This window comes from Gordonia amicalis, from assembly GCF_022059885.1.
GTDB classification, from domain to species: domain Bacteria; phylum Actinomycetota; class Actinomycetes; order Mycobacteriales; family Mycobacteriaceae; genus Gordonia; species Gordonia amicalis.
Window position 1 is genome coordinate 1,467,368 of the sequence record NZ_CP091855.1, and the last position, 23,492, is coordinate 1,490,859.

Below are 23,492 nucleotides of genomic sequence, written 5' to 3' on the forward strand. Positions count from 1 at the left end.
CCCGGTGACTCAGTTACGCGCACACACCACATTGGCGAGGGCCTTCGCGCCCTCCCGTTCGACGACGCTTGCGGTGGCCAGGAGACGGGCGCCGTCGTCCCAGACCTCGACCTCGAGGGTTTCGCCGGGGAAGACCACGCCGGCGAACGACGCCGAGAACTCCGCGACGGCCGCGGCGTCCCCGTCGAGCAGCTCGTCGGCGATGGCCCGCGCGACCGTGCCGTAGGTGCACAGGCCGTGCAGGATCGGGCGCGGAAAACCGGCACGCGAGGCGAACTCGGGGTCGGAGTGCAGCGGATTGCGGTCTCCGCACAGGCGATAGATCAGCGCCTGGTTGGGCAGCGTCGGGATGCGCAGGCGGTGGTCGGGTTCGCGGTCGGGGTACTCGACCTTCTCCGACCGGCCGCGCTCACCGCCGAAGCCGCCCTCGCCCTTGGCGAAGATCGACGACCGCGCGGTCCACAGCGTCTGGCCGGCGTCGTCGGTGGTCACCGACTCCTGGACGATGACGGCGGCCGAACCCTTGTCCTGGACCTCGACGATCCGCGTCCGGGTGGTCGCCTTCCCGGCCGGCGGCAGCGGGCGATGTGCGGTGACCTTCTGGCTCCCGTGGACGACCTTCGCGAGGTCGATGTCGACGCCGGGGAAGGACACCTTCGGCGGCTCGGTGGTGTGGAAACCCGCCGCGACGGTCGCGAACGTCGGCAACACCTTGGGCGCCGAATCATGGACGTACGCCAGCGACTCGGTGTTCATCGGGTCGGTCGCGGCGCCCACCGCGAGGTGATAGAGCACGACATCCGAGGCCGACCACTCGAACGAGACCTCGGGCAGCTCCGCCCCGACGGCGACGGCGGGATCGATCGGCATGTTCAGGCTCCTGTCTGCTGTGCGGGGGCGGCGGCCGCCTTGGCCGCGATGTCACTGGCGGCGAGGTAGCCGAAGACGATCGCCGGGCCGATGGTGGCACCGGGACCGGCGTAGGTGTGGCCCATGACGGGTGCGCTCGTGTTGCCGGCGGCGTACAGGCCGTCGATGACCGAACCGTCGGCGCGGAGTGCGCGACCCGAGGCGTCCGCGTTGATCCCGCCCTTGGTGCCGAGGTCGCCGGGCACCATCTTGACCGCATAGAACGGGCCCTTGCTGACCTCGCCGAGGCTTGGGTTGGGTTTGTTGGTGATGTCGCCGTAGTAGTGGTCGTAACCGCTTGCGCCACGGCCGAAGTCCTCGTCGACTCCGGATCGCGCGAATCCGTTGAAGCGTTCGGTGGTTTCGACGAGAGACTCGGCGGGGACGCCGATCTTCTCCGCGAGGGCCGAGATGCTGTCCGCCTTCACGACGACGCCCGACTCGTACCACTTCTTCGGAAGCGGCTGGCGCGCATTGATTCCCGCGAAGAGGTAGCGGTTACGGCAGCGCTGGTCGAAGATCAGCCACGACGGCACGTTCTCGCCCGGGCCCTCGCCGTGGCCGAACTCTCCGCCGTACATCTGGTGCACCGCTTCGACATACGGAAGCGACTCGTTCATGTAGCGCTTGCCGCGGGTGTTGACGATGAAGGTGCCGGGCACCGACCGTTCCGACAGTGCGAACCACGGTCCGCGCGGCAGCGGGATCGTCGGACCCCACCAGGCGTCGTCCATCAGCGAGACGGCGGCACCGATCTTGAGCCCGGCGTTGATGCCGTCGCCGGTGTTGCTCGGTGCGCCGGTGGTCCAGTCGGAGCCGATCGGCTCCCGCTGGTACTTCTTGCGCATCTCCTCGTTGTGCTCGAACCCGCCGCAGGCGAGGATCACGCCGTGGCGCGCGCGGATCTCGAATCGCTTGCCCTCGGATTCCGCGATCACGCCGACAACCCGGCCGTCCTCGGTGACGAGGTCGACGAGACCCGTGTTCAGGCGAAGCGGGACCCCGGCCTCGCGCACGCCGATGAGGAGTTCGGCGGCCAGCGCCGCACCCATCGCGATGAGCTTCTTGCCGCGGCTGCGTGCCCAGAAGAACCGGCTGCCGACCTTGGCCATGCGCAGCGGCCCACGCCAGTGACGCAGGCCGGTGTTGAGCCAGCGGTAGTCGGACTGCAGCACGACCATGTTCAGCGGCGCCTTGGTGTACTGCGGATGCAGCGTCTTCAGATCATCGCCGAGCCGGCGCGCATCGAACGGCCGCGGTTCGATCGACCGGCCGCCGAGACGTCCACCTGGTGCCTCGGGGTAGTAGTCCGAGTAGTTCTTCACCCACTCGAGGTCGAGGGGTGCGTGCTCGAGGAGAAAGTCGAGTGCTTCGGGTCCGCGGTCGATGTAGGCGTCGATGCGGTCCGCCGGTGCGTGCTCGCCGATGATGGCGTGCACGTACTCGCGCGCCTTCTCCGGCGTATCGCTGACGCCGTCGCGCCGCAGCACCGAGTTGTTCGGGATCCACACGCCGCCGCCGGACCGCGAGGTCGAACCGCCCCAGTAGGGCGACTTCTCGATCAGGACGGTGTTCAGGCCCTTGCGGGCCGCGGTGATCGCGGCGGCCAGACCTGCACCACCTGCGCCGACGACGACCACGTCGTAGATCTCGGGTTCGGTGCTGGTCTGTTGTGGATCGGTCGAGCCGGCCATGGGGTCCCCTTCGTGCGCGCAGCTGGAACGTGTTCTACCTGAATTAGAACACGTTACAGAAATGGGGCGCCAGGGGTGGCCGGGTGCAGTGTGTGACCGGCGATCACGTCCCACGGATCCTCGCCGTCGTCGAGGATCTCGCCGGCGAGGGACTCCGCCCAGTCCTGATCGGTGCCATATCGGTCCGACCAGGTCCACAGTCCGGTGGTGAACCGCCCCAGGCTGTGCTCCGAGGTGAAGCCGATCGCGCCGTGGATCTGGTGTCCGGCGGACGCCACCTCGGTGGCGTACCGCGAGGTCACGACCTTTGCCGCCGCGACGGCAGTGCGGGCTCGCGCCGGGTCTCCCGACGTGGACTCCACCGCGGCTCGCGCAGCGGTCTCCATGAGTGTGGTCTGCGCGGCCATCTCGGCCAGCCGCTGCTGGATGGCCTGGAACTTCGCCAGGGGACGCCCGAACTGGGTGCGTTCGGAGGCGTATCGGACCGTGAGCTCGCGGACCGCGCGGGCAGCCGCGGCCAAGGCGACGGTGTAGGCGAGCGCACCGCGCCGGTGCAGGTCGTCGACGCCGACGGGGGAGGGCGCGGAGAACGTCGCCTCGGCATCCCGAAAGACGATGTCGCCGTACGACACTCCCTGGAGGTCGGTTCCCGGTTCGATCTCGACCCCGGCGGCTTCGCGGGCGATGACGGCGACCAGCGGGCCGTCGGGTCCGGTCGTGAGGGCCACGATCACATCGCTGCCGTCGGCATGTGCCACACCTGTTGCCGTGCCCGACACCAGGATTCGATCCCCGTCGGTGCGGACGCCGGCGTCGTCGATCACTGCGACCGTCGCCGTCGAGTCGCCGAGCGGATGTCCGACGCCGCCGGCCAGCCACGACGCGAGCAGCGCGTGTTCGAGATAGGGGGTCACCGCCCCGGCTTCGGTGAGGGTTTCCAGGACAGCCAGTGCATCACCGAGCTCACCACCGTGCCCGCCCGCGTCCTCCGGGACGTCGACGCCGGTGAACCCGGCCTCGACGACGGCGGCCCACACGGCCGCGTCGGGTGCGGCGACCGGTGTTTGCGTGTCGGCCGGGATGCGGAGGAGCATCGCGGCGATGGTCGCCTGGAGATCGGCGGCGAGGTCGGTCATCGAATCCCCAATCCGCGCGCGACGATCCCGCGCAGGATCTCGTTGGTCCCGCCGCGAAGCGTGAACGCCGGTGTGTGCAGAACGGATTGGGCCAGAAGACGTTCGAGGTGTGTACCGCCTTCGCGGCGCGGCACGATTCCGGAGGCGTCGCGGATGGCCGTCACCAGATCGCCCTCGAACGTCGAGCCGAGATCCTTGACCATGGCGGCGAGCACATCCGGCTTCCCTCCGTCCGACAGCTCGCGCGCCACCTGCCGCGACATCTGGCGCAATGCCCACGCCTGCGCCGTCAGTCGGCCCAGCGTCACCCGCTGGTTCGGGGTGGCTCCGTGCTCCCGCAGATGATCGCTCCACGCGCGCAGCAGCGGCAGTGTGCTGAGGTAGCGCTCCGGTCCGGAACGCTCGAAGGCCAGTTCGCTCATCACCTGCTGCCAGCCGTGTCCGCGACGTCCGAGCAGTGCCGACGAATCCACGACCGCGTCGTGGAAGACCACTTCGTTGAAGTGTGCCTGCCCGTCGATGCTCCGGATCGGCCGGATCTCGATGTCCGGATGGGGCAGGTCGACGACGAACTGCGACAGTCCCTGCTGCCGGTCGTCGGGCGTGCCGTCCGTGCGGGCGAGCAGAACCATCGCGTGGGCGATGTGGGCGCCGGTGGTCCACACCTTGGTGCCGCTGATCGTCCACGAATCACCGTTGTCGGTGGCTCGTGTCCGGACGCCGGCGAGGTCGGAACCCGCATCGGGTTCGCTCATGCCGATCGCGAAGTAAACGGTGCCCGCCGAGATCCCCGGGATGTAGCGGCGTCGTTGCTGCTCGGTCCCGTTGGACAGGATGCCGGGCGCCATCTGCCGGTCGGCGATCCAGTGCGCGGCGACCGGGGCGCCGTGCGCCAGCATCTCCTCGGTGACGACGAACCGCTCGACCGGAGTGCGTCCCCGGCCGCCGTAATCGGTCGGCATCGTCATACCCAGCCAGCCGCGTTCGCCGAGCCGGCGGCTGAAGGTGGGGTCGAAACCCGTCATCCAGCTGTCGACGTCGGGAGTGAATGCACCCGAATCGATCTCGGCGCGCAGGAACTCGCGGACCTCGGCGCGCAATGGGGAGAGCTGAGCGTCGGTCACGACCGGCCGGGCCCCCGCGACGACCAGTTCTGGCCTTTGCGCGCCATCGACCACATCTGGGTGCCGCGTTCGATCTCGATCGCCGAATCCCAGGTCACCGCGGGCGGACCCAGCTCCAGTCGCACGCTCGACATGACCTTTCGGGTCAGTTCCGGGTCGCGGGCCGCGGGACCGGTGAGACCGTCCACGATCGCGGGGATCTCCTCGACCGGGGCCGCCGCGTAGGCGAGTCCTCGAGCGACGGCTTCGTTGCCGGTGAGCGCTTGACCGCAGGCTGCGAGCGCGATCGTGTCGGCACGTCCCACCGCGCGGTTGAGCAAGGTCAGGTGACCGCCGCCGGGATGGATGCCGCGGGCAAGGAATCCGCTGTCCAGAACCGCGTCGGGGGTGGTGACGAGCAGGTCGACCGCCAGGGCCAGGTTGAGGCCCGCACCGACGGCACCGCCCACGACGACCCCGATGGTGGGGACCGGAAGGGAACCGACACGAACGAAGGCGGCGTACACGGCCGACAACTGCTTCACCGACTCCGGCGCCGCCGGATCGGCCGAGGCGCCCGCGAGGATTCGGGTGTCCGCGCCGCTGCAGAAATAGGAACCCGTGGCGTCGACGACCACCGCGCCGATGGTCTCGTCGTCGACCACCTGATCGCAGAACCGCTCGATCGCCGCGGCCATCTCGAGGGTGATCGCATTCTTGCGGCGCGGGTTGTCGAGCGTCAACCGGCCGATACCGCCGTCGAACGAGGTGAGCACGGCGGCGTCGGCGGTGGGGCTCTCGGGATTCGGGGCGTCGGGACTCATGGGGAGAACGGTAGTCGTCCGCGGGGCGCTCGCGTAGGCGCCACGCGAATTGAGCACGGGGCTCCTGCACGAGTGGAACATGTTCTAAACTAGAACACGTTCACATTGGGAAGGTGAGGGCAAAATGGCGGTTGACCAGCAGGTTCGCGAGAAGATCGCTGCCGAGCTCTGGCAGGCGGAGGTCTCCGCGACGGCTATCGACCGTCCCACGGACTCCCATCCGGAACTCGATGTGGTCGATGCCTACGAGATCCAGCTGATCAACATCCGCAAGCGTCTCGACGCCGGCGCGAAGGTCGCCGGGCACAAGGTCGGCCTCGCATCAGAGGCGATGCAGAAGATGATGGGCGTCGACGAACCTGATTACGGCCACCTCCTCGACGAGATGCAGTATTTCGAGGAGACCCCCATCGACGCGAAGAAGCTGTGCTTCCCGAGGGTCGAGGTGGAGGTCGGGTTCATCCTGGGCGAGGACCTGCCCGGCGAGGGATGTACCAACGAGGACGTGATCGCGGCAGTCGAGTGGGTGGTGCCGTCGATCGAACTCATCGACTCCCGGATCAAGGACTGGAAGATCACGCTGTGCGACACCATCGCCGACAACGCCTCGTCGTGCGGCTGGATTCTCGGGCAACAGCGAGTCCCGATCAGCGAGATCGACACCGCGGACATCGATGCCGTCCTGCATCGTAACGGGGAGATCGTGGCGAAGGGCAATTCGTCTGCGGTGCTGGGGCATCCGCTGAACGCGGTGTCGTGGCTGGCCCGCAAGGTCGACAGCTTCGGCGTCCGACTCCGCAAGGGCGACGTCATCCTGCCCGGCACGGCGACGCGAGCCATCGACATCTCATCGGGTGATCACTTCGTGGCCGAGTTCGCCGGTCTCGGCTCGGTCACTCTCGACTTCACCTGACATACAACAGACTTCACTAGCAGAAGGAGGGCCCACGTGGCGGCGAAACTGACCGCGGCGATCATCGGATCGGGCAACATCGGCACCGATCTGATGTACAAGCTGGAGCGTTCGGAGGTCATCGAACCCCGTTGGATGGTCGGCATCGACCCCGAGTCGGAGGGTATGAAACGTGCCGCCGACCACGGGCTCATCACGATGAGCGGCGGTGCGGACGAACTCCTCGGGTCGCAGGACAGGCCCGACCTGATCTTCGAGGCCACGTCGGCGTACGTGCACCGTGAGTACGCACCCAAGTACGAGGCGGCCGGCATCACCGCGGTCGACCTCACCCCGGCGGCCGTCGGACCTGCCGTGGTTCCGCCGGCCAACCTGCGCGAACACCTCGACGCCCCGAACACCAACATGATCACCTGCGGCGGGCAGGCGACGATCCCGATGGTGCACGCCGTCTCGTCGGTCGTGCCGGTGCCCTATGCGGAGATCGTGGCATCCGTGGCCTCGGTCTCGGCCGGTCCGGGCACGCGCGCCAACATCGACGAGTTCACCGCCACCACGTCGGCCGGTGTCGAGACGATCGGCGGTGCGCAGCGTGGCAAGGCGATCATCATCCTGAACCCGGCCGACCCACCGATGATCATGCGCGACACCATCTTCTGCGCCATCCCCGAGGATGCCGACACCGATGCGATCGCGGAGTCGATCCACCGTCGGGAGAAGGAGATCCAGGCCTACGTGCCCGGCTATCGCCTGCTGCAGGACCCACAGTTCGACCCGCCGAGCGTCCTGAACGGCGGCTTCGCGCGCGTGTCGATCTTCGTGGAGGTCGAGGGAGCGGGCGACTTCCTGCCGCCCTACGCCGGAAACCTGGACATCATGACCGCCGCCGCGACCAAGGTCGGCGAAGAACTCGCAAAGAAGAAGTTGGGAGTCCCCGCATGAGCACCAACGTGGTCACCACCCCGCGCGACCCGAAGCTGATGGCCAACGCGCGCAAGTACTCCGACACCCTCGACATCCGCATCACGGACTCCTCGCTGCGTGACGGCAGTCATCACAAGCGTCACCAGTTCACCGAGGAGGAGGTGCGCGCGATCGTCGGTGCGCTCGACGAGGCCGGTGTGCCGGTCATCGAGGTGACCCACGGTGACGGACTCGGCGGCTCGTCGTTCAACTACGGGTTCTCCAAGACCCCGGAGCAACAGCTGATCAAGGCGGCCGCGGAGACCGCGAAGCGCGCCAAGATCGCCTTCCTGATGCTGCCCGGCCTGGGCACGAAGGACGACATCCGGGCCGCGCAGGACAACGGCGGCCAGATCTGCCGCATCGCCACCCACTGCACCGAGGCCGACGTCTCCATCCAGCACTTCGGTCTCGCACGCGATCTCGGACTCGAGACCGTCGGCTTCCTGATGATGAGCCACAGCCAGCCGCCGGAGGTCATCGCCAAGCAGGCCCGCATCATGGCCGACGCCGGATGTCAGTGCGTCTACGTCGTGGACTCCGCGGGTGCGCTCGTGCTCGAGGACGTCACCGTGCGGGTGGAGGCACTGGTCGCCGAACTCGGCGACGACGCCCAGGTCGGGTTCCACGGTCACGAGAACCTCGACATCGCGGTCGCCAACTCGGTCAACGCGATTCGTGCCGGCGCCCAGCAGATCGACGGGTCGATCCGACGCTTCGGAGCCGGCGCGGGGAACACGCCCACCGAGGCCTTCGTCGGGGTGTGCGACAAGCTCGGGATCACGACCGGCGTCGACTTCATGAAGATCGCCGACGCCGCGCAGGACGTGGTTCGCCCGGCGATGCCGTCGGAGTGCCTGGTGGACCGCCCGGCGATGATGATGGGGTACGCCGGCTGCTACAGCTCGTTCCTCAAGCATGCCGAGGGCCATGCCGAACGCTACGGCGTCTCGGCGGCAGAGATCCTGCTCGAGGCCGGCGCCCGCAAACTCGTCGGCGGCCAGGAGGATCAGCTCATCGACATCGCGCTCGAGCTGAAGAAGAAGCAAGACGCCAATGCCGGTGTCTGAGAACGCCGACGGTTCTGGTTTCGACCCGAAGCGGTACGGCCCGTGGGCGGTGATCGCCGGTGGATCCGAGGGTGTGGGTGCTTCGTTCGCCCACCAGCTCGCCGACGCCGGGATCAACGTCGTACTGATCGCGCGCAAGCCCGGACCCCTGGAGGAGACGGCTGAGGAGGTCCGCGCCCGCGGTGTGCAGGCGCTGACCCTGTCGGCCGATCTCACCGATCCGTCGGTCATCGACGAGATCATCTCCGTCACCGACGATCTCGATGTCGGCCTGTTCATCTACAACGCCGGTGCCAACACATATGGCAACGACTTCGTCGAGGGCGACCTCGAGAGGTTCCAGACCGTCATCGATCTCAACATCACCGCCCAGCTGGCGCTCGTGCACCACTTCGGTGCGCGGTTGCGGGCGAGGGGGAGTGGCGGGTTGTTGCTCGTCGGTTCCATGAGCGGCTACCTCGGCGGCAAGCATCTCTCGATCTACGGTGCCGTGAAGGCCTTTGGGCGCGTGTTCGCCGAGTCGCTCTGGCTCGAGCTGCGTGACCACGGCGTCGACGTGCTCGAGCTCGTGCTCGGCGTGACGCGCACGCCGGCCATGAGCGGGCCGGGATGAACCTCGGAGGGCCGCTGAAGGCGAGCGAGCCCGAGGACGTCGCGCGCGAAGGACTCGAACATCTCGCCGACGGCCCGGTGTGGGTGGCCGGCGGCAACGCGCGTCGAGTGGAGAAGATCAACGGTCCCGACCGCCGCAGCCTGATCCTGGCCCAGCACCAGGCGATGCTGAAACTGTTCCCGCAGAAGGCGGCCGCCTCCGCGGCGCCGACGCGGAGCTGAGAGTGCGCCTCGGCATCACCAGCCCGATCGTCACGCGGCTGCCCGGTGTCGCCGGTGAATGGGAGGCGACGGCGGGGATCGCCGAACTCGCCGATATCGGCGCCGCCGCAGACGAACTGGGTTTCGAGTACCTGAGCTGCAGTGAACACGTGGCCGTGCCCGCCGAGATCGCCGCGCAGCGTGGTGGAACCTACTGGGACCCGTTGTCCACCTTCGGGTTTCTCGCCGGCCGTACCCGGAGCATCCGGTTCCTCACCCAGGTGCTGGTCCTCGGCTACCATCATCCCCTGGCCATCGCGAAACGGTACGGGACCCTGGACGCCATCAGTGGTGGCCGCGTCACTCTCGGTGTCGGAGTCGGTTCGCTGCGTGAGGAGTTCGAGCTCCTCGGCGTCGAGTTCGAGGGCCGGGGCGAACGTGCCGACGACGCCCTGCGCGCTCTCCGGGCGTCGCTGTCGGCATCCGAGCCGGAGTATGCGGGCACCCATTACCGGTTCGGAGGACTGATCGTCGAACCGTGCGCGATGCAGGAGCGTCTCCCGATCTGGGTGGGCGGGCGAACGCAGCGGTCGCTCCGCCGGGCAATCGATCTGGGAGATGGTTGGGTTCCTTTCGGGCTGAGTCGATCCCGGCTCCGGGAGATGCTCGAATCGGTCGAGGTGCCGGACCGCTTCGAGATCGTTCTCGGTGCCGGGCCACTCGATCCCGAGGATGCCGACCGCACGACCGTCGACCTGGAGAAGATCCACGCCGCCGGTGCCACGATCGTCGGCGTGACGATCCGGGCATCGTCGGCCGACCACTACATCAGCCAACTGCGACGACTCGCGGAGCTGGCCGGACTGGAGGGGCGATCACCGTGACGGTCGAACAGCGACTGGCGCAGCTCGAGGACACCGTGCGGCTTCTCGCCGACGAACGGGAGATCACGCGACTGGTCACCGCCTATGGGCCACTCGTGGACAGCGGGGACGCCGACGCGGTGGCCGCACTGTGGACACCGGACGGCATCTACGACGTCGACGGCCTCTTCATGCACGGCCGCGACGACATCGTCGCGATGGTCCGCTCCGATGCCCATCAGGGTCTCATCGCCCGTGGATGCACCCACCTCCAGGGCGCGGTCCACGTGAACGTCGAAGGCGACGAGGCGATCGCCGCGAGTCACTCACTCCTGGTCATCGCCGGTGACAAGGGTTTTCGCGTCGTCCGCGCGACCGCGCACCACTGGAGGTTCGTGCGCACCGATGCGGGCTGGAAGGTCGCACGGCGAACGAGTCGTGCTCTCGACGGGACCCCGGACGCGCACCGGCTTCTCAACCAGGGGGTGCACGGGACCGACGTCGGGGACCGAAACGTGCCCTGAGTGCTCAGGAACGCCCGATGTGTGACAGGAAGTCACGCGCGGCGCCGGCGGTGGGCTGTGGACCCGACAACCACACCGCGCGCAACGGACGCTCGAGGTCGAGATCGTCGACCGGGATGCGGATCAGCCGGCGGTCGAGGTCGTCGGCGACCGACAGATTGCTGAGCACCGCCGGGCCGGCACCCGCGATGACCGCCGCGCGAACAGATGCCGTCGTCGACAGTTCCAGCACCGGAGCGGTGACCTCGCGCGAGGGTCCCAGCGCTCGGGTCAGTGCGCGTTCGAAGAACTCGCGTGTGCCCGAACCCTCTTCGCGCGTCACCAGTGCGGTGTGGGCGAGGTCGGCGGCCACGATGCGACGGCGGACGCGTGTCCACGGATGACCGGGCGGCACGACGACGACCAGCTCGTCACGCGCGATCGTCCGGCTTCTGAGACCCGGTGCCACGCGAGGTCCTTCGACGAACCCGAGTTCGACCTCCCCGTCGCGCACCAGCGTGCAGACCTGGTCGGAGTTGGCGGCGGTGAACGACACCTTCGGCGCGGGGTCGTGCTGGGCCGCGAACGACACGAGCCATCGCGGAAGGAGATGCTCGGCGACGGTGAGACTCGCGGCCAGCCGCAGCTGATCGCGTCGTTCCAGGCGCAACGCGGAGAGTCCGGCATCGAATTCGCCTGCCAGTGTGAGCAATCGGTCCGCCCACTCGGCGACGAGCCGCCCGGCCTGAGTCGGTACCGATCCGCGCGGCGTTCGGGTCAGTAGTCCGACGCCGAGCTGGGTCTCCAACGCACGGATGCGTGCCGACACCGCCTGCTGGGTGATACCGAGTTCCGACGCCGCGGCATTGAGGCTGCCGGTGCTGACGACCGTCTGCAGGGTCTCCAGCGATGCGAGGTCGGGCATCCGGGGACTGAGCACCATCGACCGAGGGTACAACCGTTCGTGGTACCCCGGCTACAAGCCCGGTTTGTATCCTCTCAACGATTTGGGTGCTACCGGCCGTCGGGCATCGCCGGGATCGTGGTGGACATGACTACGATGACCGCGTCGGCGACCGGCATACCCGCCCGGACCACCTGGTTCCCGCCCAACTGGTTCGCGGCCGTGATGGGTACGGGGGTCATCGCGATCGCCGCGCACGGCCTGCCGTGGCAACCGGCCGGTCTGAGTGCCGTGGCCGTCGGGTTCTGGCTGCTGGCCGGCATCATCCTCGGAAGCGTGGTCGCGGCCACGATCGGCCACTGGAGGGCCGACCCGGACATCGCCCGCGGCCACCACGAGCACCACATCGTCGCGCATTTCTACGGTGCGGTGCCGATGGCGATCATGACCGTGGGGACCAGCACCCTCGTGGTGGGCGCCGGGATCGTCGGCCCCGACCTCGCCCTCGGCGTCGACATCGTGTGCTGGATCGTCGGCACGGTCGGCGGCGTGGTCACCGCGCTGGTCATCCCGTATCGCCACCTGATCCTCGGTCGCGCCGGCGTCGACGACGCTTTCGGCGGCTGGTTGATGCCGGTCGTGCCGCCGATGGTGTCGGCGTCGGCCGCGGCGATCCTGTCGGGTCAGCTCGACCCCGGGTGGACGCGGGACCTGGTACTCGGCATCGGATGCGCGATGTTCGGTCTGGCGGTGCTCGCCGCCACGCCCATCCTGGTCATGCTCGTCCGGCGGTTCCGCACCGGGGACCACGGCGTCGCACACATGGTGCCGACCTGGTGGATCGTGCTGGGCCCGCTCGGGCAGTCGGTCACGGCGGCCTGCCTGCTCGCGCATGCGGCGCAGCACGCAGTGCCCGCACCGGTCGCGGGTGCCATGCACGAGTTCGCGGTCGCTTACGGTCTGGCCGTCTGGGTGGCGGCAACGGCGTGGATCGGTGTCGCCACCCGGATCACCGTCCGCACGGCGCGCGCGGGGATGCCGTTCGCAATGACCTGGTGGTCGTTCACCTTCCCGGTGGGTACCTACGTGACCGGCTCTTCCGCGCTGATGCTCACCCTGGGCTGGACGGTGTTCGAGATCGCGGCGATCGCCGGGTTCTCGGTGCTGGTGGCCGCCTGGCTCGTCGTCGCCGCCCGGACCGCCAGAGGTGTCGTCTCCGGCGAACTCCTCCGCCTGCCGGGATAGTCCCGCGATCCGGGCGCTGTGTTGCGAGGCCGGTTGACGCCGCGAGGCGGGTTGACGTTGCGAGGACGGTTGACGCCTGCCGGGTACGACAGGATCATCGGAGACGCACCACCGGAAGGTCGCGCCCGGACACACCTGTGCCGAGCACCCAGCTACCGGAAGGAGTCCCCATGGCAGCCGCACAACCGTGGACCGAAGGAGAAGCGAACGACGCCGACGTCGTCGAGCAGACGATGCCGGCCGAGCCCGTCGACGAGGAGGCTCCCGCCGACTCCGAGTCCGAGTCCGAGTCCGAAGGGCCGGGCATCGCCATGGAAGCCAACGTCGCGGACGTCGTGGAACAAGCCACCGATGTCGGCCCCGACGACTCCGACGAATACCCGCCGGGCGATCGGTAGAGAACACACGCACAGAGCGCGCATCACCTCCACCGATCGCGCCGTGTCACATCCCGGCCGGCGGATGTCCCAAGCAGATCAGCGCGCCCATCGGGTCCTTGATCGCCGCGAGCGTCCCGTACGGGGGTGTCCTCACCGGGCATCAGGATCTCACCGCCGAGGGATTCGACCTGCTTGACCGTCGCCGCCACGTCGTCGACGGTGATGTAGATCTGCCAGAACGACGGCACCTCCTCGGGAAACAGCTTGGCGGCGTCCATGATCCCGGCGTAGGACTCCTCGCCGTAGAAGATCTGTCCGTAGTGGTCGGGCCCGATCGCGTCGGGGTCGCCGCCGGTGCCGACCTCCTCGATGCGCGCGCCGAGCACCGTCCGGTAGAAGTCGAGTGATCTGGCGTAGTCCTTGGACTGACACTCGAACCAGTACGGGGTGCCGTGATCCCCGTACTCGGAGTACCCCTTGTGCTGATTCGGTTGCCAGAAGCCGATGACCGCGCCCGCCGGATCGGTCGCCACCATCATCGTGCCCTCTTCGCCGATCGGCATCGGTGGGACCATGATGCTGCCGCCGGCCTGTTCGACGGCGTTCGCGGTGGCGTTCGCGTCCTCGCTGTGCAGGTACACCGACCAGATGTTCGGCGGTCCGGCCTCCTCCATCGCAGGACTCAATCCGGCGACCGGCTTCCCGTTCTTGGTGAAGTTCCGGTATCCGCCGAACTCCTCGCTGGGTTCCTCGGTCTCCCACCCGAAGATCTCCCCGTAGAACTGCTCGGCCTTCTCGGTGTCGCTGCTCATGAGGTCGAACCAGATCGGCGCCCCGGACGGGGCTGCGTACTCGGCCATGTTCTCGTGTCCCTTCGTTTGCCATGCGGAGTGTTGCTGAACGACTGAGGTGGAGACTCTCAGCGTCGCGCAATCTCATCGCTGCGACAGCGGGTTCGGGCGCTGACGGGAGACCGATATCGGGGCGTGATTTCGACACGGCGCCTCGCTGCGCTCGGTGCCGGCTCAATCAGCGGGGGAACGGCGCCTCGCTGCGCTCGGTGCCGGCTCAATCAGCGGGGGGAGCGGCTCGTGGCAGGCTCCTCGCCTACTCATTCAGCGGGGGTGGCGTTCCTCTGCCGGCCGAGTAGCGCCGACCGAGCGGAGCGAGGACGCCGCGTATCGAGGTCGCGCGGTGCCGGCTCGATCAGCGGGGTCGGGGGAGATGGCAACCTGGGTGGCATGACGACAGAACCGGGCATCGTCGCCAGACTTCGCGTTCTGGTGTGGCCTGCCGCCCTCGTCGGTGGACTCCTCCTGGTGCTGTTCGCACAGGTGGAGTGGGGAAGCACCGACGAGGGCGTGCAACCGTCCATCACCGGGCTCGGACGGGTGACCGTCCCGGGGGCGAGCGATGAGGACGTGGCCTTCTTCTTCTTCGAGGACAACACCGACCGGCCCGGTCTGAGCGTGGTCGTCCTCGGTGCGGTCATCGCAGTTGTCGCCGCGTTGGGGTGGTGGCGCGCACGTCTCCGTCCGGCGGCGATCGGTGTGATCGGCCTGGCCTCGGTCATCGCCGCGGTCGTCGGGATCCGGACGTTGGGTGATCCGGCCGCGCACCTGTTCTCCGACCGGGTCACCGAGGCCCTCGACCTCGAACTCCCGACGATGCAGCCCGGTTACGGACTGATCGGTGGTCGCGGTGCTGTTGCTCGTCGTCGTGGGGTTCGCGGTGGTGACCTCGGTGTGGCCCGGACGGTCGCCTGATGCCGACCGGGTCAGCCGAAACGACGAATCGTCTTGATGGGTCCCATGTCCTTGACCTTGGTGAAGCCGATGGGTTTGCCGGTGGTGTAGGCGTTGAACAGTCGGCCGCCACCGGCGTAGATGCCGACGTGTCCGGCGTCGCGGCCGAAGATGATGATGTCGCCGGGGGCGAGGGCGTTGAACGGGATCGCGTTGCCGACCTTCGCCTGTTGCTGGCTGGTCCGGGGCAGTTTGACGCCTGCGGTGTAGAACGCCCACTGCACCAGTCCGGAGCAGTCCCAGGAGTGCGGTCCGGTGCCACCCCAGCGGTACGGCTTGCCGATCTGGGTCATCGACGCGGCGAGCGCGGTCAAGCCGGTGGGGGTGGGTACGGGGAGGTAGATCGGCACCGATCCCGTCGAATCGCTGGAGCCGGAACTGGAACCCGCTGCTGCGGCCTTTCCGGCATCAGCGAACGGCGAGCCGGCGAACGGTGCCGCGACAGCCAACGCGGCGGAAAGAGCACCAGCACAGGTGACCCGCGTACAGCGGGTTCGCAAATCGGACATGATGATCAGATTGGCCGACCGGATGCCCGCGTGTCGCCGATAGTTCTCGACGTGTGATGAAGGTGTGACCGTTGTGATGCGTGGGATGAGTGTTAATCAATGTTCCACATGAGGCTCAAAAATGGCATGTCACCAATATCCGTCGGGATCGGTCGTAGGCGATTCGGCGGGAATGATTCCCTCCGCGACCCCATGATCGATACTCGCCGACAATCGGACGCAGGTCGGCATCATCGCACCCGGGAGCAGGGGTCCGTTCCCGTCGTCGCCGCCGGCACGCATCTGCTCGAGGCCGAGGCATCGGCTCCGGGCGTCGGCGTTCCACTGCACGCTCGTGTGAAACGAGCTGGTCTTCTTGACCAGCACGCACGCGTGGCAGGCGCGGCATTCGATCTCGCGCATGCCGCCCTGCAGGTAGTGCTCGCGATCGCGCTGTGTTGCCGCATGGACCCGGGCCGCCCGGTCAGGATCGTCGCCGAAATCGGGTGCCTTGGCCCAGTGTGCGCGTGCCGCGGCCCGGGTCATCGTCAGACCTGCGCCTTCTCCGAGGAGTCCGCGGCGCCGTCTGGCGATGTCTCGGTCCCTGCCTTGTCGGACTCGGCCTTCTCGGCTTCCTGACGCCGGAGGTTCTCCTGGATCTCGGCGTTCCAGCTCTCGAGCGCCTTCGAGGTGTCGATCTCGTACTCGAACCGGCCGGTCATCTCATCGGTGACGTCGGCCTTGTCGACGTAGAACTGCTCATACCAGCGTCGGAGCTGGTACACCGGGCCGTCTTCCTCGACGAGGAGCGGGTTGTCGATGCGGGTCTTGTTCTTCCAGATCTCCACGTCCTGCAGGAAGCCGACCTCGACGCCGGAGCTGATCTTGGTCGCCATCTTCGCCGCCTGCTCGGCGGTGAGTCCCTCGGGAACCTTCGCCATCACGCCGTACATCAGGACGAAAGAGTTCTCGTCGATCGGGTAATGGCAATTCGTCAGAATCGTCTCGACGGCGTAACCGCCGTAGTACTGGACCATCGGGTTCAGCATGTAAGACGGTCCGTAGTAGGCGGCGATCGATTCGAGCCGGCTGTCGCCGTAGTTGGTGCCGAGCGTGACATCAGGGCGCCCATGCGAATTCATGTACTGGGCGGCGATCTCGCCCTCGAAGACATTCTTGAAATAGTCCGGCAAAGCGAAATGCACGTAGTAGAAGTGCGCCATGTCGACGACGTTGTCGATGATCTCGCGACAGTTGGAGCCCTCGATGACGATCCGGTTCCACGTCCAGTCGGTCCACTCCTCGGAGCCGAACTCGGCCAGCTCGGGGATGATGACCTCGTCCGGCGGCGGGTTGCCCTCGGGGTCGTTGTAGACGAAGACCTGACCGTTGCGCACCATCGACGGCCACGACCGTGTCTTGGCCAGCTTGGGGTTGCGCTTGGCATACGGCACGCCGGCGCAGCGGCCGTTGCCCTTCCAGAGCCAACCGTGGAACGGGCACGCGACGTTGTCGCCGGAGAGCTTGCCCTGCGAGAGGTCACCGCCCATGTGACGGCAGAAGGCGTCGAGGATGTTCAGCTCACCCTTGGTGTCGACCCAGACGACGAGTTTGGTGCCGAAGACCTGGACGGAGTGGGGTTCGCCGTCGTCGTACTCGCTCTTCAGGCCCAGGCAATGCCACCCGCGGGCGAACCGGGTGGGCGGCGCGCCGGTGTCGATCTCCCGGATACCCACCTCGGTGTCGGGTGCAGATGACATAAGCCCTCTCCTGTCTGTGACTGGTGTCGCATCGAACCTCTGCTGCCAATACTAGAACACGTTTCAAAAACTTTGGACGGATCGTCCCCCAGATCGGCGATAGGTGCTGTACATGGGCATAAAGTCCCAGTGCTCGACAGAAATGAGAACGTGTTCTAATCTCGAACTCGATGAGTAAGCGGTCGGTACATCCGGCCGAGGGAGAGACAGGTAGGAGCAGGCGAGATGCCAGCACAACGGAGCGAAGCCGCCGAGCAGGTCCTGGAGAAGATCAACGCGCTGCTCCCGGAGATCGAACAGCGTGCACAGGCCACTGAAGATCTGCGTCGAATCCCCGACGAGACCGTGTCCAGCCTCGAGACGGCCGGGTTCTTCAGGCTGATGCAGCCCGAGCAGTGGGGTGGAGACCAGGTCGATCCGGTGACCTTCTACGAGGCCGTGCGACGCATCGCCTCGGCATGCGGGTCGACGGGTTGGGTGTCGGGCATCATCGGCATCCACAACTGGCACCTGGCGCTCTTCGACCAGCAGGCGCAGGAAGATGTCTGGGGCAAGGACACCAACGTCCGCATCTCGTCGTCGTACGCGCCGATGGGTATGGGTGAGGTCGTCGACGGCGGCTACAAGGTGAACGGGTCGTGGGCCTGGTCGTCGGGCTGCGACACCGCCGACTGGGTGTTCGTCGGCGGTCCGGTCATCAAGAACGGCAAGCCGGTCGACTTCGTCAGCTTCCTGATCCCGCGCGAGGACTACACGATCAAGGACGTGTGGAACGTCGTCGGTCTGCGCGGCACCGGGTCCAACACCATCGAGGTCAAGGACGTCTTCGTGCCCCGCCACCGCATGCTCAGCATGCGCACGATGTCGATGGGGCAGAGCCCGGGCCTCGAGCAGAACACCGCGCCGGTATACAAGATGCCCTGGGGCACAATCCATCCGAGTACCATCGCGACGCCGATCGTCGGCATGGCCTATGGCGCCTACCATGCTCACGTCGAACATCAGGGGAAGCGTGTCCGCGCCGCCTACGCCGGGGAGAAGGCCAAGGACGATCCGTTCGCCAAGGTCCGGATCGCCGAGGCCGCCAGCGACATCGACGCCGCATGGCGACAGCTGTCGGGCAACCTGCAGGCCGAGTACGACCTGATCCTCGCCGGTGAGGAGATCCCGATGGAACTGCGTCTGTCGGCCCGTCGCGACCAGGTGCGCGCCACCGGTCGGGCGATCTCCGCCATCGACCGTCTCTTCGAGAACTCGGGCGCCCATGCGCTGGAGAACGGGACCCCGATCCAGCGCTTCTGGCGGGACGCCCACGCCGGCCGCGTGCACGCCGCCAATGACCCGGAACGCGCCTACGTCGCATACGGCAACGGCGAGTTCGGGATTCCCATCGGCGACACGATGGTATAGGCATTCCGTTCGTGACGCGACGAGACAACAGGAGTCGAGCAGATGAGTGACAGTCCGATCCGTTCATTGGGATACATGAGGATCGAGGCGACCGACGTCGAGGCGTGGCGCACCTACGGTCTCAAGGTCCTCGGCATGATCGAGGGCTCCGGACTGACCGAGGGCGCGCTCTACCTGCGGATGGACGATTTCCCCGCCCGCCTGGTCATCGTGCCCGCCGAGCACGACCGCCTGTCCTGTGCAGGTTGGGAGGTCGCGAATGCCGCTGCGCTACAGGAGGTCCGCGACCGGCTGGCCGCCGCGCACGTCGTCTTCCGCGAGGGCAAGGACGAGGAGATCGCCGATCGTCGCGTCGCCGAGATGATCGTGTTCGACGATCCTGCCGGCAACACCCTCGAGGTATTCCACGGGGCCGCGCTCGAGCACCGTCGCATCGTCAGCCCGTACGGCCACCGTTTCGTCACCGAGGAGCAGGGGCTCGGCCACGTCGTCCTCACCTGTGAGGACGACAAGGCGGCTCTCGAGTTCTACCGAGACGTATTGGGATTCAAGCTCCGCGACTCGATGCGGCTGCCCCCGCAGGTCGTCGGACGCGAAGAGGGCGACGAGGTGCCGTGGCTGCGCTTCCTCGGCTGTAACCCGCGTCATCACTCCCTGGCGTTCCTGCCGATCCCCAACAGCACCGGCATCGTCCACCTGATGGTGGAGGTCGAGAACTCCGACGACGTGGGGCTCTGTCTCGACCGCGCACTGCGCAAGAAGGTGCCGATGTCGGCGACGCTCGGCCGGCACGTCAACGACCTGATGCTCTCCTTCTACATGAAGACGCCGGGCGGTTTCGACGTCGAGTTCGGTTGCGAGGGAAGAATGGTCAACGACGATGAGTGGATCGCACGCGAGAGCACCGCGGTCAGTCTCTGGGGGCATGACTTCAGCGTCGGGTTCAAGAACTGACATGGCCCAGACGCCATACGGGTCGGCGGAGTTCGACTCCCGGCAGTTCCGTACCGCGATGGGGCAGTTCTGCACCGGTGTCACGGTCATCACGACACTCGACGACGACGGCAAACCGGTCGGGTTCGCCTGCCAGTCGTTCGCTGCGCTGTCCCTCGACCCGCCACTCGTGCTGTTCTGCCCGATGAAGACCTCGCGGAGCTGGAAGGTCATCGAACGAACCGGCAAGTTCTGCGTCAACGTGTTGTCCAACCGGCAGCAGGACGTGAGCGCGGCCTTCGGCGCCCCGGGTGACGACAAGTTCGCCAACATCATCTGGGACCCGTCACCGGCCGGTCTGCCGGTCATCCGGCATGGACTGACCTGGGTGGAGTGCGACGTCGAACGGGTGACCGACGGCGGCGATCACCACATCGTCATCGGCCGTGCGCTCACGCTCGGAGAGGTGTTGCAGGACAAGCCGTTGCTCTTCTATCGGGGCGGCTACCTGTCGACGGAGCACCCGCGGGTGACACCGGCGCAGGCCGAACTGGAGAACTTCCTCACGTGGACGGGCGGAGACACCTGGCTATGAGCTCGCGAGAGATCGCAGTACCGCACGACATCACGAAACCCCTCACCGATTCGATCGCAGCGGCCGAGAAGCTGATCGCCTCCGCGGAGTTCGCGGAGACCGAGCAGGATCTCGCCGAGGGCTACGACTATCTCGCGGGCAGCATCGCCGCGATCATCCAGCTGGTCCGCGGGCGGTCCCTGTCGCATCCGAACTTCGTGACCTCGACCGGACCGTCGACCAAGATGGGCCTGGACAACCCGGACACGCTCTATTACCACGCGGATGTCGAGCCGACCGGGACCTATCTGGTCCGCGGACGCCGGGGTACCACAACCGATCTCAGCTTCCAGGTCCTGCGCGGCGACTACACGCCGTCCGCGGTGCCCGGCGGGGAGGACGCCTTCGACGACCGTCGCCTGACCATCGCCGACGACGGCACGTTCGAGCTGACCTTCGGTCCGGCGATTCCCGACCCGCCCGACAACTATCTCGCCCTCGGCGAGGGGGCGTCGATGCTGGCGGTCCGCGAAGTGTATTCCGACTGGACCGAGCGCAAGGGCTCGATCACGATCGAACGTGTCGACACGGTCGGGACCGCGCCGGAAGAGGCCGATCTCGCCCGCGTCGCACGCCGGTACGCGACCGCGGGAAAGATGCTGACCGCTCGCATCAACACCTGGTTCAATTTTCCCAAGTGGTTCTACCTCGACGAACCGGTCAACACCTTCACCCCGCCTCGCCAGACCCCGGGCGGGTTGAGCACTCAGTTCTCCTCGGTGGGCCACTACCGGTTGGGTCCCGACGAGGCGATGGTGATCTCCATCCCGAAATCCGATGCGCCCTATCAGGGATTCCAGCTCGGCAGTATGTGGTACATCTCGCTCGACTACGTCAACCACCAGACGAGCCTCAATTCCGCACAGGCGCAGGTCGATCCGGACGGCGTGATCCGGATGGTCGTGTCCCACCGCGATCCCGGTGTCGCCAACTGGATCGAGACGACCGGCCGTCAGCAGGGCATCCTCCAGTTCCGCTGGCAGCGCAGCGACTCGCCGATCGGACCGGACCTCGGACCGAGCGCGACGGTCGTCGGCATCGACGAGGTGGCCGCGCACCTGCCGCACCTCGAACACAACAAGATCGATCAGGCCGGATGGTCCGAGCGGATCGCGGCACGGCAACGCGCATTCGCCGAGAGGATGCTGGGATGAGTGCTGGAGCAGGCCTTCTCGACGGCAAGGTGGTCGTCGTCTCGGGTGTGGGTCCGGGGCTGGGGCGTTCGATCTGTCATCGCGCCGCCGCCGAGGGTGCGCGGGTGGTGCTCGCCGCACGTACCGAATCACGGTTGAATGAGGTTGCCGCGGAGATCGATGCCGCGGGAGGCACGAGCCTCGTCGTTCCCACCGACATCACCGACGACACCGGCGTCGACAACTTGGTGGCCACCACGCTCGCCGAGTTCGGCCGGGTGGACGTCCTGGTCAACAACGCCTTCGCCCTGCCGTCGATGAAGCCGCTGGGCCGCACGGACTTCGACCAGATCACCAACAGCATCGAGGTGACGGTCGTCGGGACGCTGCGGGTCATCAAGTCGTTCACCGATGCGCTCGCCGAGTCGGACGGGTCGATCGTGAACATCAACTCGATGGTCATCCGGCACTCTGAACCGCGCTACGGCAGCTACAAGATCGCCAAGTCGGCCCTGCTCGCCATGTCGCAGACGCTGGCGTCGGAGCTGGGGGAGCGGGGTGTTCGCATCAATTCGGTGGCGCCGGGCTACATCTGGGACGACCAGCTCAAGTGGTACTTCGGCGAGGTTGCCAAGAAGTACGGGATCACCCCCGAACAGGTCTACGAGCAGACCGCGTCGAAATCGGATCTCAAACGACTGCCCGAGCCGGATGAGATCGCCGATGCCGTCATGTTTCTCGCCTCGCCGATGGCGCGGGCGATCACCGGGCACACCCTGGACGTGAATTGCGGTGAATACCATGACTAGTGCGCAGCGGACCGACGTCGGGACCATCGAAGACCTGCACGCGTCGGCCACCCGTGCGACCGGTCTCGAGGACTTCGGCGACACCGACTACCTCGAGCCGCTGGGGATCGATCCTGCTCGACTCCTACCGTTCCGAGGCCGGGCTGACCGAGCTGGGCAGCAAGATGTTCCGCTTCTTCCTGAAGGGGGCGCTCGTCGCACGCCTGCTGAGCGAGGCGTCGTGGAAGGCGAACCCGGAACACGCCGACGTCGAGATCACCCGGCCGATCTTCGTGACCGGCCTCCCGCGTACGGGAACGACTGCCCTGCACCGGCTCCTGGCCGCGGACCCGGATCACCAGGGGCTCGAGATGTGGCTCGCGGAGTTCCCGCAGCCGCGGCCTCCCCGCGACACGTGGGCCGACAACCCCGTGTACCAACAGATCCAGGCCGGTTTCGAGCAGCACCACGTCGAGAACCCGGAGTTCATGGGCCTGCACTACATGGACGCGGGCGAGGTCGAGGAATGCTGGCAGCTCTTGCGGCAGAGCGTCACCTCGATCTCCTACGAGTCGCTCGCCCACATCCCGACCTACTCGCGCTGGCTCGCCCAGCAGGACTGGACGCCGGCGTACCTGCGCCATCGCAAGAACCTGCAGCTGATCGGCCTCAACGACCCGGGCAAGCGGTGGGTGCTCAAGAACCCGAGCCACCTGTTCGCGCTCGACGCACTGATGGCCGCCTACCCGGATGCGCTGGTGATCCAGACCCATCGCGCGCCCAGCACCATCATCGCGTCGATGTGCAGTCTCGCCGAGCACGCCACCCCCGGCTGGTCGACGACCTTCATCGGCGACCAGATCGGCCGCGACCAGCTCGAACTGTGGTCACGGGGGCTGCGTGAGTTCTCCCGCGCCCGTGCGAAATACGATCCCGCACAGTTCCTCGACATTGACTTCGCCGACCTCCGCTCGGACCCGATGGGCACCGTCGAACGCGTCTACGCGGCTCTCGACACCCCCATGTCCGACGCGGCCCGCGTCGCGGTGACCGCACTCGACGAGGAGAGCAAAGCCGGGGCCCGGAAACCGCAGCACCGCTACCAGCTCGCCGACTACGGGCTCGACGAGGCGATGGTCGAGGCGGCGTTCGGCGAGTAGCGGACCGTTCCCGCGGGCGAATGCCGCGCGCGGGAGACCGGACCCGATCTACAGTGCAACC

21 protein-coding genes and 4 pseudogenes are annotated in these 23,492 nt (G+C 67.2%); 15 read left to right on the top strand and 10 right to left on the bottom strand.

All coding sequences use genetic code 11. The features are described 5' to 3' along the window. Positions 1–9 precede the first annotated feature (9 nt). From IHQ52_RS06735 to IHQ52_RS06755, 5 genes are read right to left on the bottom strand one after another with little or no spacing between them, the layout of a single operon-like run. The gene (locus IHQ52_RS06735) at positions 10–870 is read right to left on the bottom strand and encodes a MaoC/PaaZ C-terminal domain-containing protein (RefSeq protein ID WP_006435757.1); all 861 of its coding nucleotides are present in this window, start codon (positions 868–870) and stop codon (positions 10–12) included. 2 nt (positions 871–872) lie between these two features. Further along, a complete protein-coding gene (gene kstD / locus IHQ52_RS06740; RefSeq protein WP_006435756.1) occupies positions 873–2,603 on the bottom strand; it encodes a 3-oxosteroid 1-dehydrogenase in 1,731 nt (576 codons plus the stop codon). A gap of 53 nt (positions 2,604–2,656) precedes the next feature. After that, positions 2,657–3,739: an acyl-CoA dehydrogenase family protein gene (locus IHQ52_RS06745; protein ID WP_096273103.1), complete on the bottom strand. Its 1,083-nt coding sequence runs from the start codon at positions 3,737–3,739 to the stop codon at positions 2,657–2,659. Continuing rightward, positions 3,736–4,863: an acyl-CoA dehydrogenase family protein gene (locus tag IHQ52_RS06750; protein ID WP_096273105.1), complete on the bottom strand. Its 1,128-nt coding sequence runs from the start codon at positions 4,861–4,863 to the stop codon at positions 3,736–3,738. Before IHQ52_RS06750 ends, IHQ52_RS06745 begins: the two co-directional genes overlap by 4 nt. After that, on the bottom strand, positions 4,860–5,666 hold the full coding sequence (locus IHQ52_RS06755; RefSeq protein ID WP_024500134.1) for an enoyl-CoA hydratase-related protein: 807 nt from the start codon (positions 5,664–5,666) through the stop codon (positions 4,860–4,862). Before IHQ52_RS06755 ends, IHQ52_RS06750 begins: the two co-directional genes overlap by 4 nt. 124 nt (positions 5,667–5,790) lie before the next feature. On the opposite strand from IHQ52_RS06755, the gene IHQ52_RS06760 reads away from it, so the two are divergent. From IHQ52_RS06760 to IHQ52_RS06785, 6 genes and pseudogenes are all read left to right on the top strand, one after another. After that, positions 5,791–6,579: a 2-keto-4-pentenoate hydratase gene (locus IHQ52_RS06760; RefSeq protein WP_024500133.1), complete on the top strand. Its 789-nt coding sequence runs from the start codon at positions 5,791–5,793 to the stop codon at positions 6,577–6,579. A gap of 36 nt (positions 6,580–6,615) precedes the next feature. Then, the gene (locus IHQ52_RS06765) at positions 6,616–7,521 is read left to right on the top strand and encodes an acetaldehyde dehydrogenase (acetylating) (protein WP_024500132.1); all 906 of its coding nucleotides are present in this window, start codon (positions 6,616–6,618) and stop codon (positions 7,519–7,521) included. Then, positions 7,518–8,612 carry a 4-hydroxy-2-oxovalerate aldolase gene (gene dmpG, locus IHQ52_RS06770; RefSeq protein ID WP_159404484.1) on the top strand — a complete coding sequence of 365 codons (1,095 nt, stop codon included), beginning with the start codon at positions 7,518–7,520 and terminating at the stop codon, positions 8,610–8,612. The genes IHQ52_RS06765 and dmpG overlap by 4 nt, the downstream gene beginning before the upstream one ends. Next, positions 8,599–9,446 (top strand): annotated as a pseudogene (locus IHQ52_RS06775) (SDR family NAD(P)-dependent oxidoreductase). Before dmpG ends, IHQ52_RS06775 begins: the two are co-directional and overlap by 14 nt. A 2-nt stretch (positions 9,447–9,448) precedes the next feature. Continuing rightward, positions 9,449–10,309 (top strand): LLM class F420-dependent oxidoreductase, encoded by an 861-nt coding sequence (locus IHQ52_RS06780; RefSeq protein WP_096273107.1) that lies wholly within the window; start codon positions 9,449–9,451, stop codon positions 10,307–10,309. Next, complete coding sequence (locus IHQ52_RS06785) at positions 10,306–10,812, top strand: nuclear transport factor 2 family protein (RefSeq protein ID WP_006435747.1); 507 nt, start codon at positions 10,306–10,308, stop codon at positions 10,810–10,812. The genes IHQ52_RS06780 and IHQ52_RS06785 overlap by 4 nt, the downstream gene beginning before the upstream one ends. Before the next feature lie 4 nt (positions 10,813–10,816). On the opposite strand, the gene IHQ52_RS06790 is transcribed toward IHQ52_RS06785, so the two are convergent. Beyond that, on the bottom strand, positions 10,817–11,734 hold the full coding sequence (locus tag IHQ52_RS06790; protein WP_024500129.1) for a LysR family transcriptional regulator: 918 nt from the start codon (positions 11,732–11,734) through the stop codon (positions 10,817–10,819). Positions 11,735–11,842: 108 nt separating this feature from the next. Here IHQ52_RS06790 and IHQ52_RS06795 point away from each other — a divergent pair, with 108 nt between their 5' ends. Together IHQ52_RS06795 and IHQ52_RS06800 are read left to right on the top strand one after the other, a co-directional pair. After that, positions 11,843–12,940, top strand: a complete 1,098-nt coding sequence (locus tag IHQ52_RS06795; protein WP_193748693.1) for a TDT family transporter — start codon at positions 11,843–11,845, stop codon at positions 12,938–12,940. Between the two features lie 170 nt (positions 12,941–13,110). Beyond that, positions 13,111–13,338 carry a hypothetical protein gene (locus IHQ52_RS06800; protein ID WP_024500127.1) on the top strand — a complete coding sequence of 76 codons (228 nt, stop codon included), beginning with the start codon at positions 13,111–13,113 and terminating at the stop codon, positions 13,336–13,338. A gap of 46 nt (positions 13,339–13,384) precedes the next feature. Here IHQ52_RS06800 and IHQ52_RS06805 read toward each other — a convergent pair. Beyond that, a pseudogene (locus tag IHQ52_RS06805) lies at positions 13,385–14,180 on the bottom strand (VOC family protein). Between the two features lie 381 nt (positions 14,181–14,561). Here IHQ52_RS06805 and IHQ52_RS06810 point away from each other — a divergent pair. Beyond that, a pseudogene (locus IHQ52_RS06810) lies at positions 14,562–15,123 on the top strand (hypothetical protein). On the opposite strand, the gene IHQ52_RS06815 reads toward IHQ52_RS06810, so the two are convergent. The 3 genes from IHQ52_RS06815 to IHQ52_RS06825 all read right to left on the bottom strand — a co-directional run bounded on the left by IHQ52_RS06815 (position 15,098) and on the right by IHQ52_RS06825 (position 17,373). Beyond that, positions 15,098–15,634: a C40 family peptidase gene (locus tag IHQ52_RS06815; RefSeq protein WP_006435741.1), complete on the bottom strand. Its 537-nt coding sequence runs from the start codon at positions 15,632–15,634 to the stop codon at positions 15,098–15,100. The pseudogene IHQ52_RS06810 and the gene IHQ52_RS06815 sit on opposite strands and share 26 nt — an antisense overlap. A gap of 129 nt (positions 15,635–15,763) precedes the next feature. After that, positions 15,764–16,159: a hypothetical protein gene (locus IHQ52_RS06820; RefSeq protein ID WP_006435739.1), complete on the bottom strand. Its 396-nt coding sequence runs from the start codon at positions 16,157–16,159 to the stop codon at positions 15,764–15,766. A gap of 2 nt (positions 16,160–16,161) precedes the next feature. Next, entirely contained in the window at positions 16,162–17,373 is a 1,212-nt protein-coding gene (locus tag IHQ52_RS06825) for a 3-ketosteroid-9-alpha-monooxygenase, oxygenase component (RefSeq protein WP_006435738.1), read from the bottom strand. A gap of 225 nt (positions 17,374–17,598) precedes the next feature. On the opposite strand from IHQ52_RS06825, the gene hsaA reads away from it, so the two are divergent. From hsaA to IHQ52_RS06855, 6 genes and pseudogenes are all read left to right on the top strand, one after another. After that, positions 17,599–18,783 (top strand): 3-hydroxy-9,10-secoandrosta-1,3,5(10)-triene-9,17-dione monooxygenase oxygenase subunit, encoded by a 1,185-nt coding sequence (gene hsaA, locus IHQ52_RS06830; RefSeq protein WP_024500125.1) that lies wholly within the window; start codon positions 17,599–17,601, stop codon positions 18,781–18,783. Between the two features lie 42 nt (positions 18,784–18,825). Next, positions 18,826–19,737: an iron-dependent extradiol dioxygenase HsaC gene (hsaC, locus tag IHQ52_RS06835; protein WP_024500124.1), complete on the top strand. Its 912-nt coding sequence runs from the start codon at positions 18,826–18,828 to the stop codon at positions 19,735–19,737. A gap of 1 nt (position 19,738) precedes the next feature. Next, entirely contained in the window at positions 19,739–20,311 is a 573-nt protein-coding gene (gene hsaB / locus IHQ52_RS06840) for a 3-hydroxy-9,10-secoandrosta-1,3,5(10)-triene-9,17-dione monooxygenase reductase subunit (protein ID WP_024500123.1), read from the top strand. Further along, on the top strand, positions 20,308–21,504 hold the full coding sequence (locus IHQ52_RS06845) for a hypothetical protein (RefSeq protein ID WP_024500122.1): 1,197 nt from the start codon (positions 20,308–20,310) through the stop codon (positions 21,502–21,504). The genes hsaB and IHQ52_RS06845 overlap by 4 nt, the downstream gene beginning before the upstream one ends. Further along, entirely contained in the window at positions 21,501–22,292 is a 792-nt protein-coding gene (locus tag IHQ52_RS06850; protein ID WP_096273111.1) for an SDR family oxidoreductase, read from the top strand. The genes IHQ52_RS06845 and IHQ52_RS06850 overlap by 4 nt, the downstream gene beginning before the upstream one ends. Then, a pseudogene (locus IHQ52_RS06855) lies at positions 22,285–23,431 on the top strand (sulfotransferase family protein). The gene IHQ52_RS06850 and the pseudogene IHQ52_RS06855 overlap by 8 nt, the downstream one beginning before the upstream one ends. Positions 23,432–23,492: the final 61 nt, after the last annotated feature.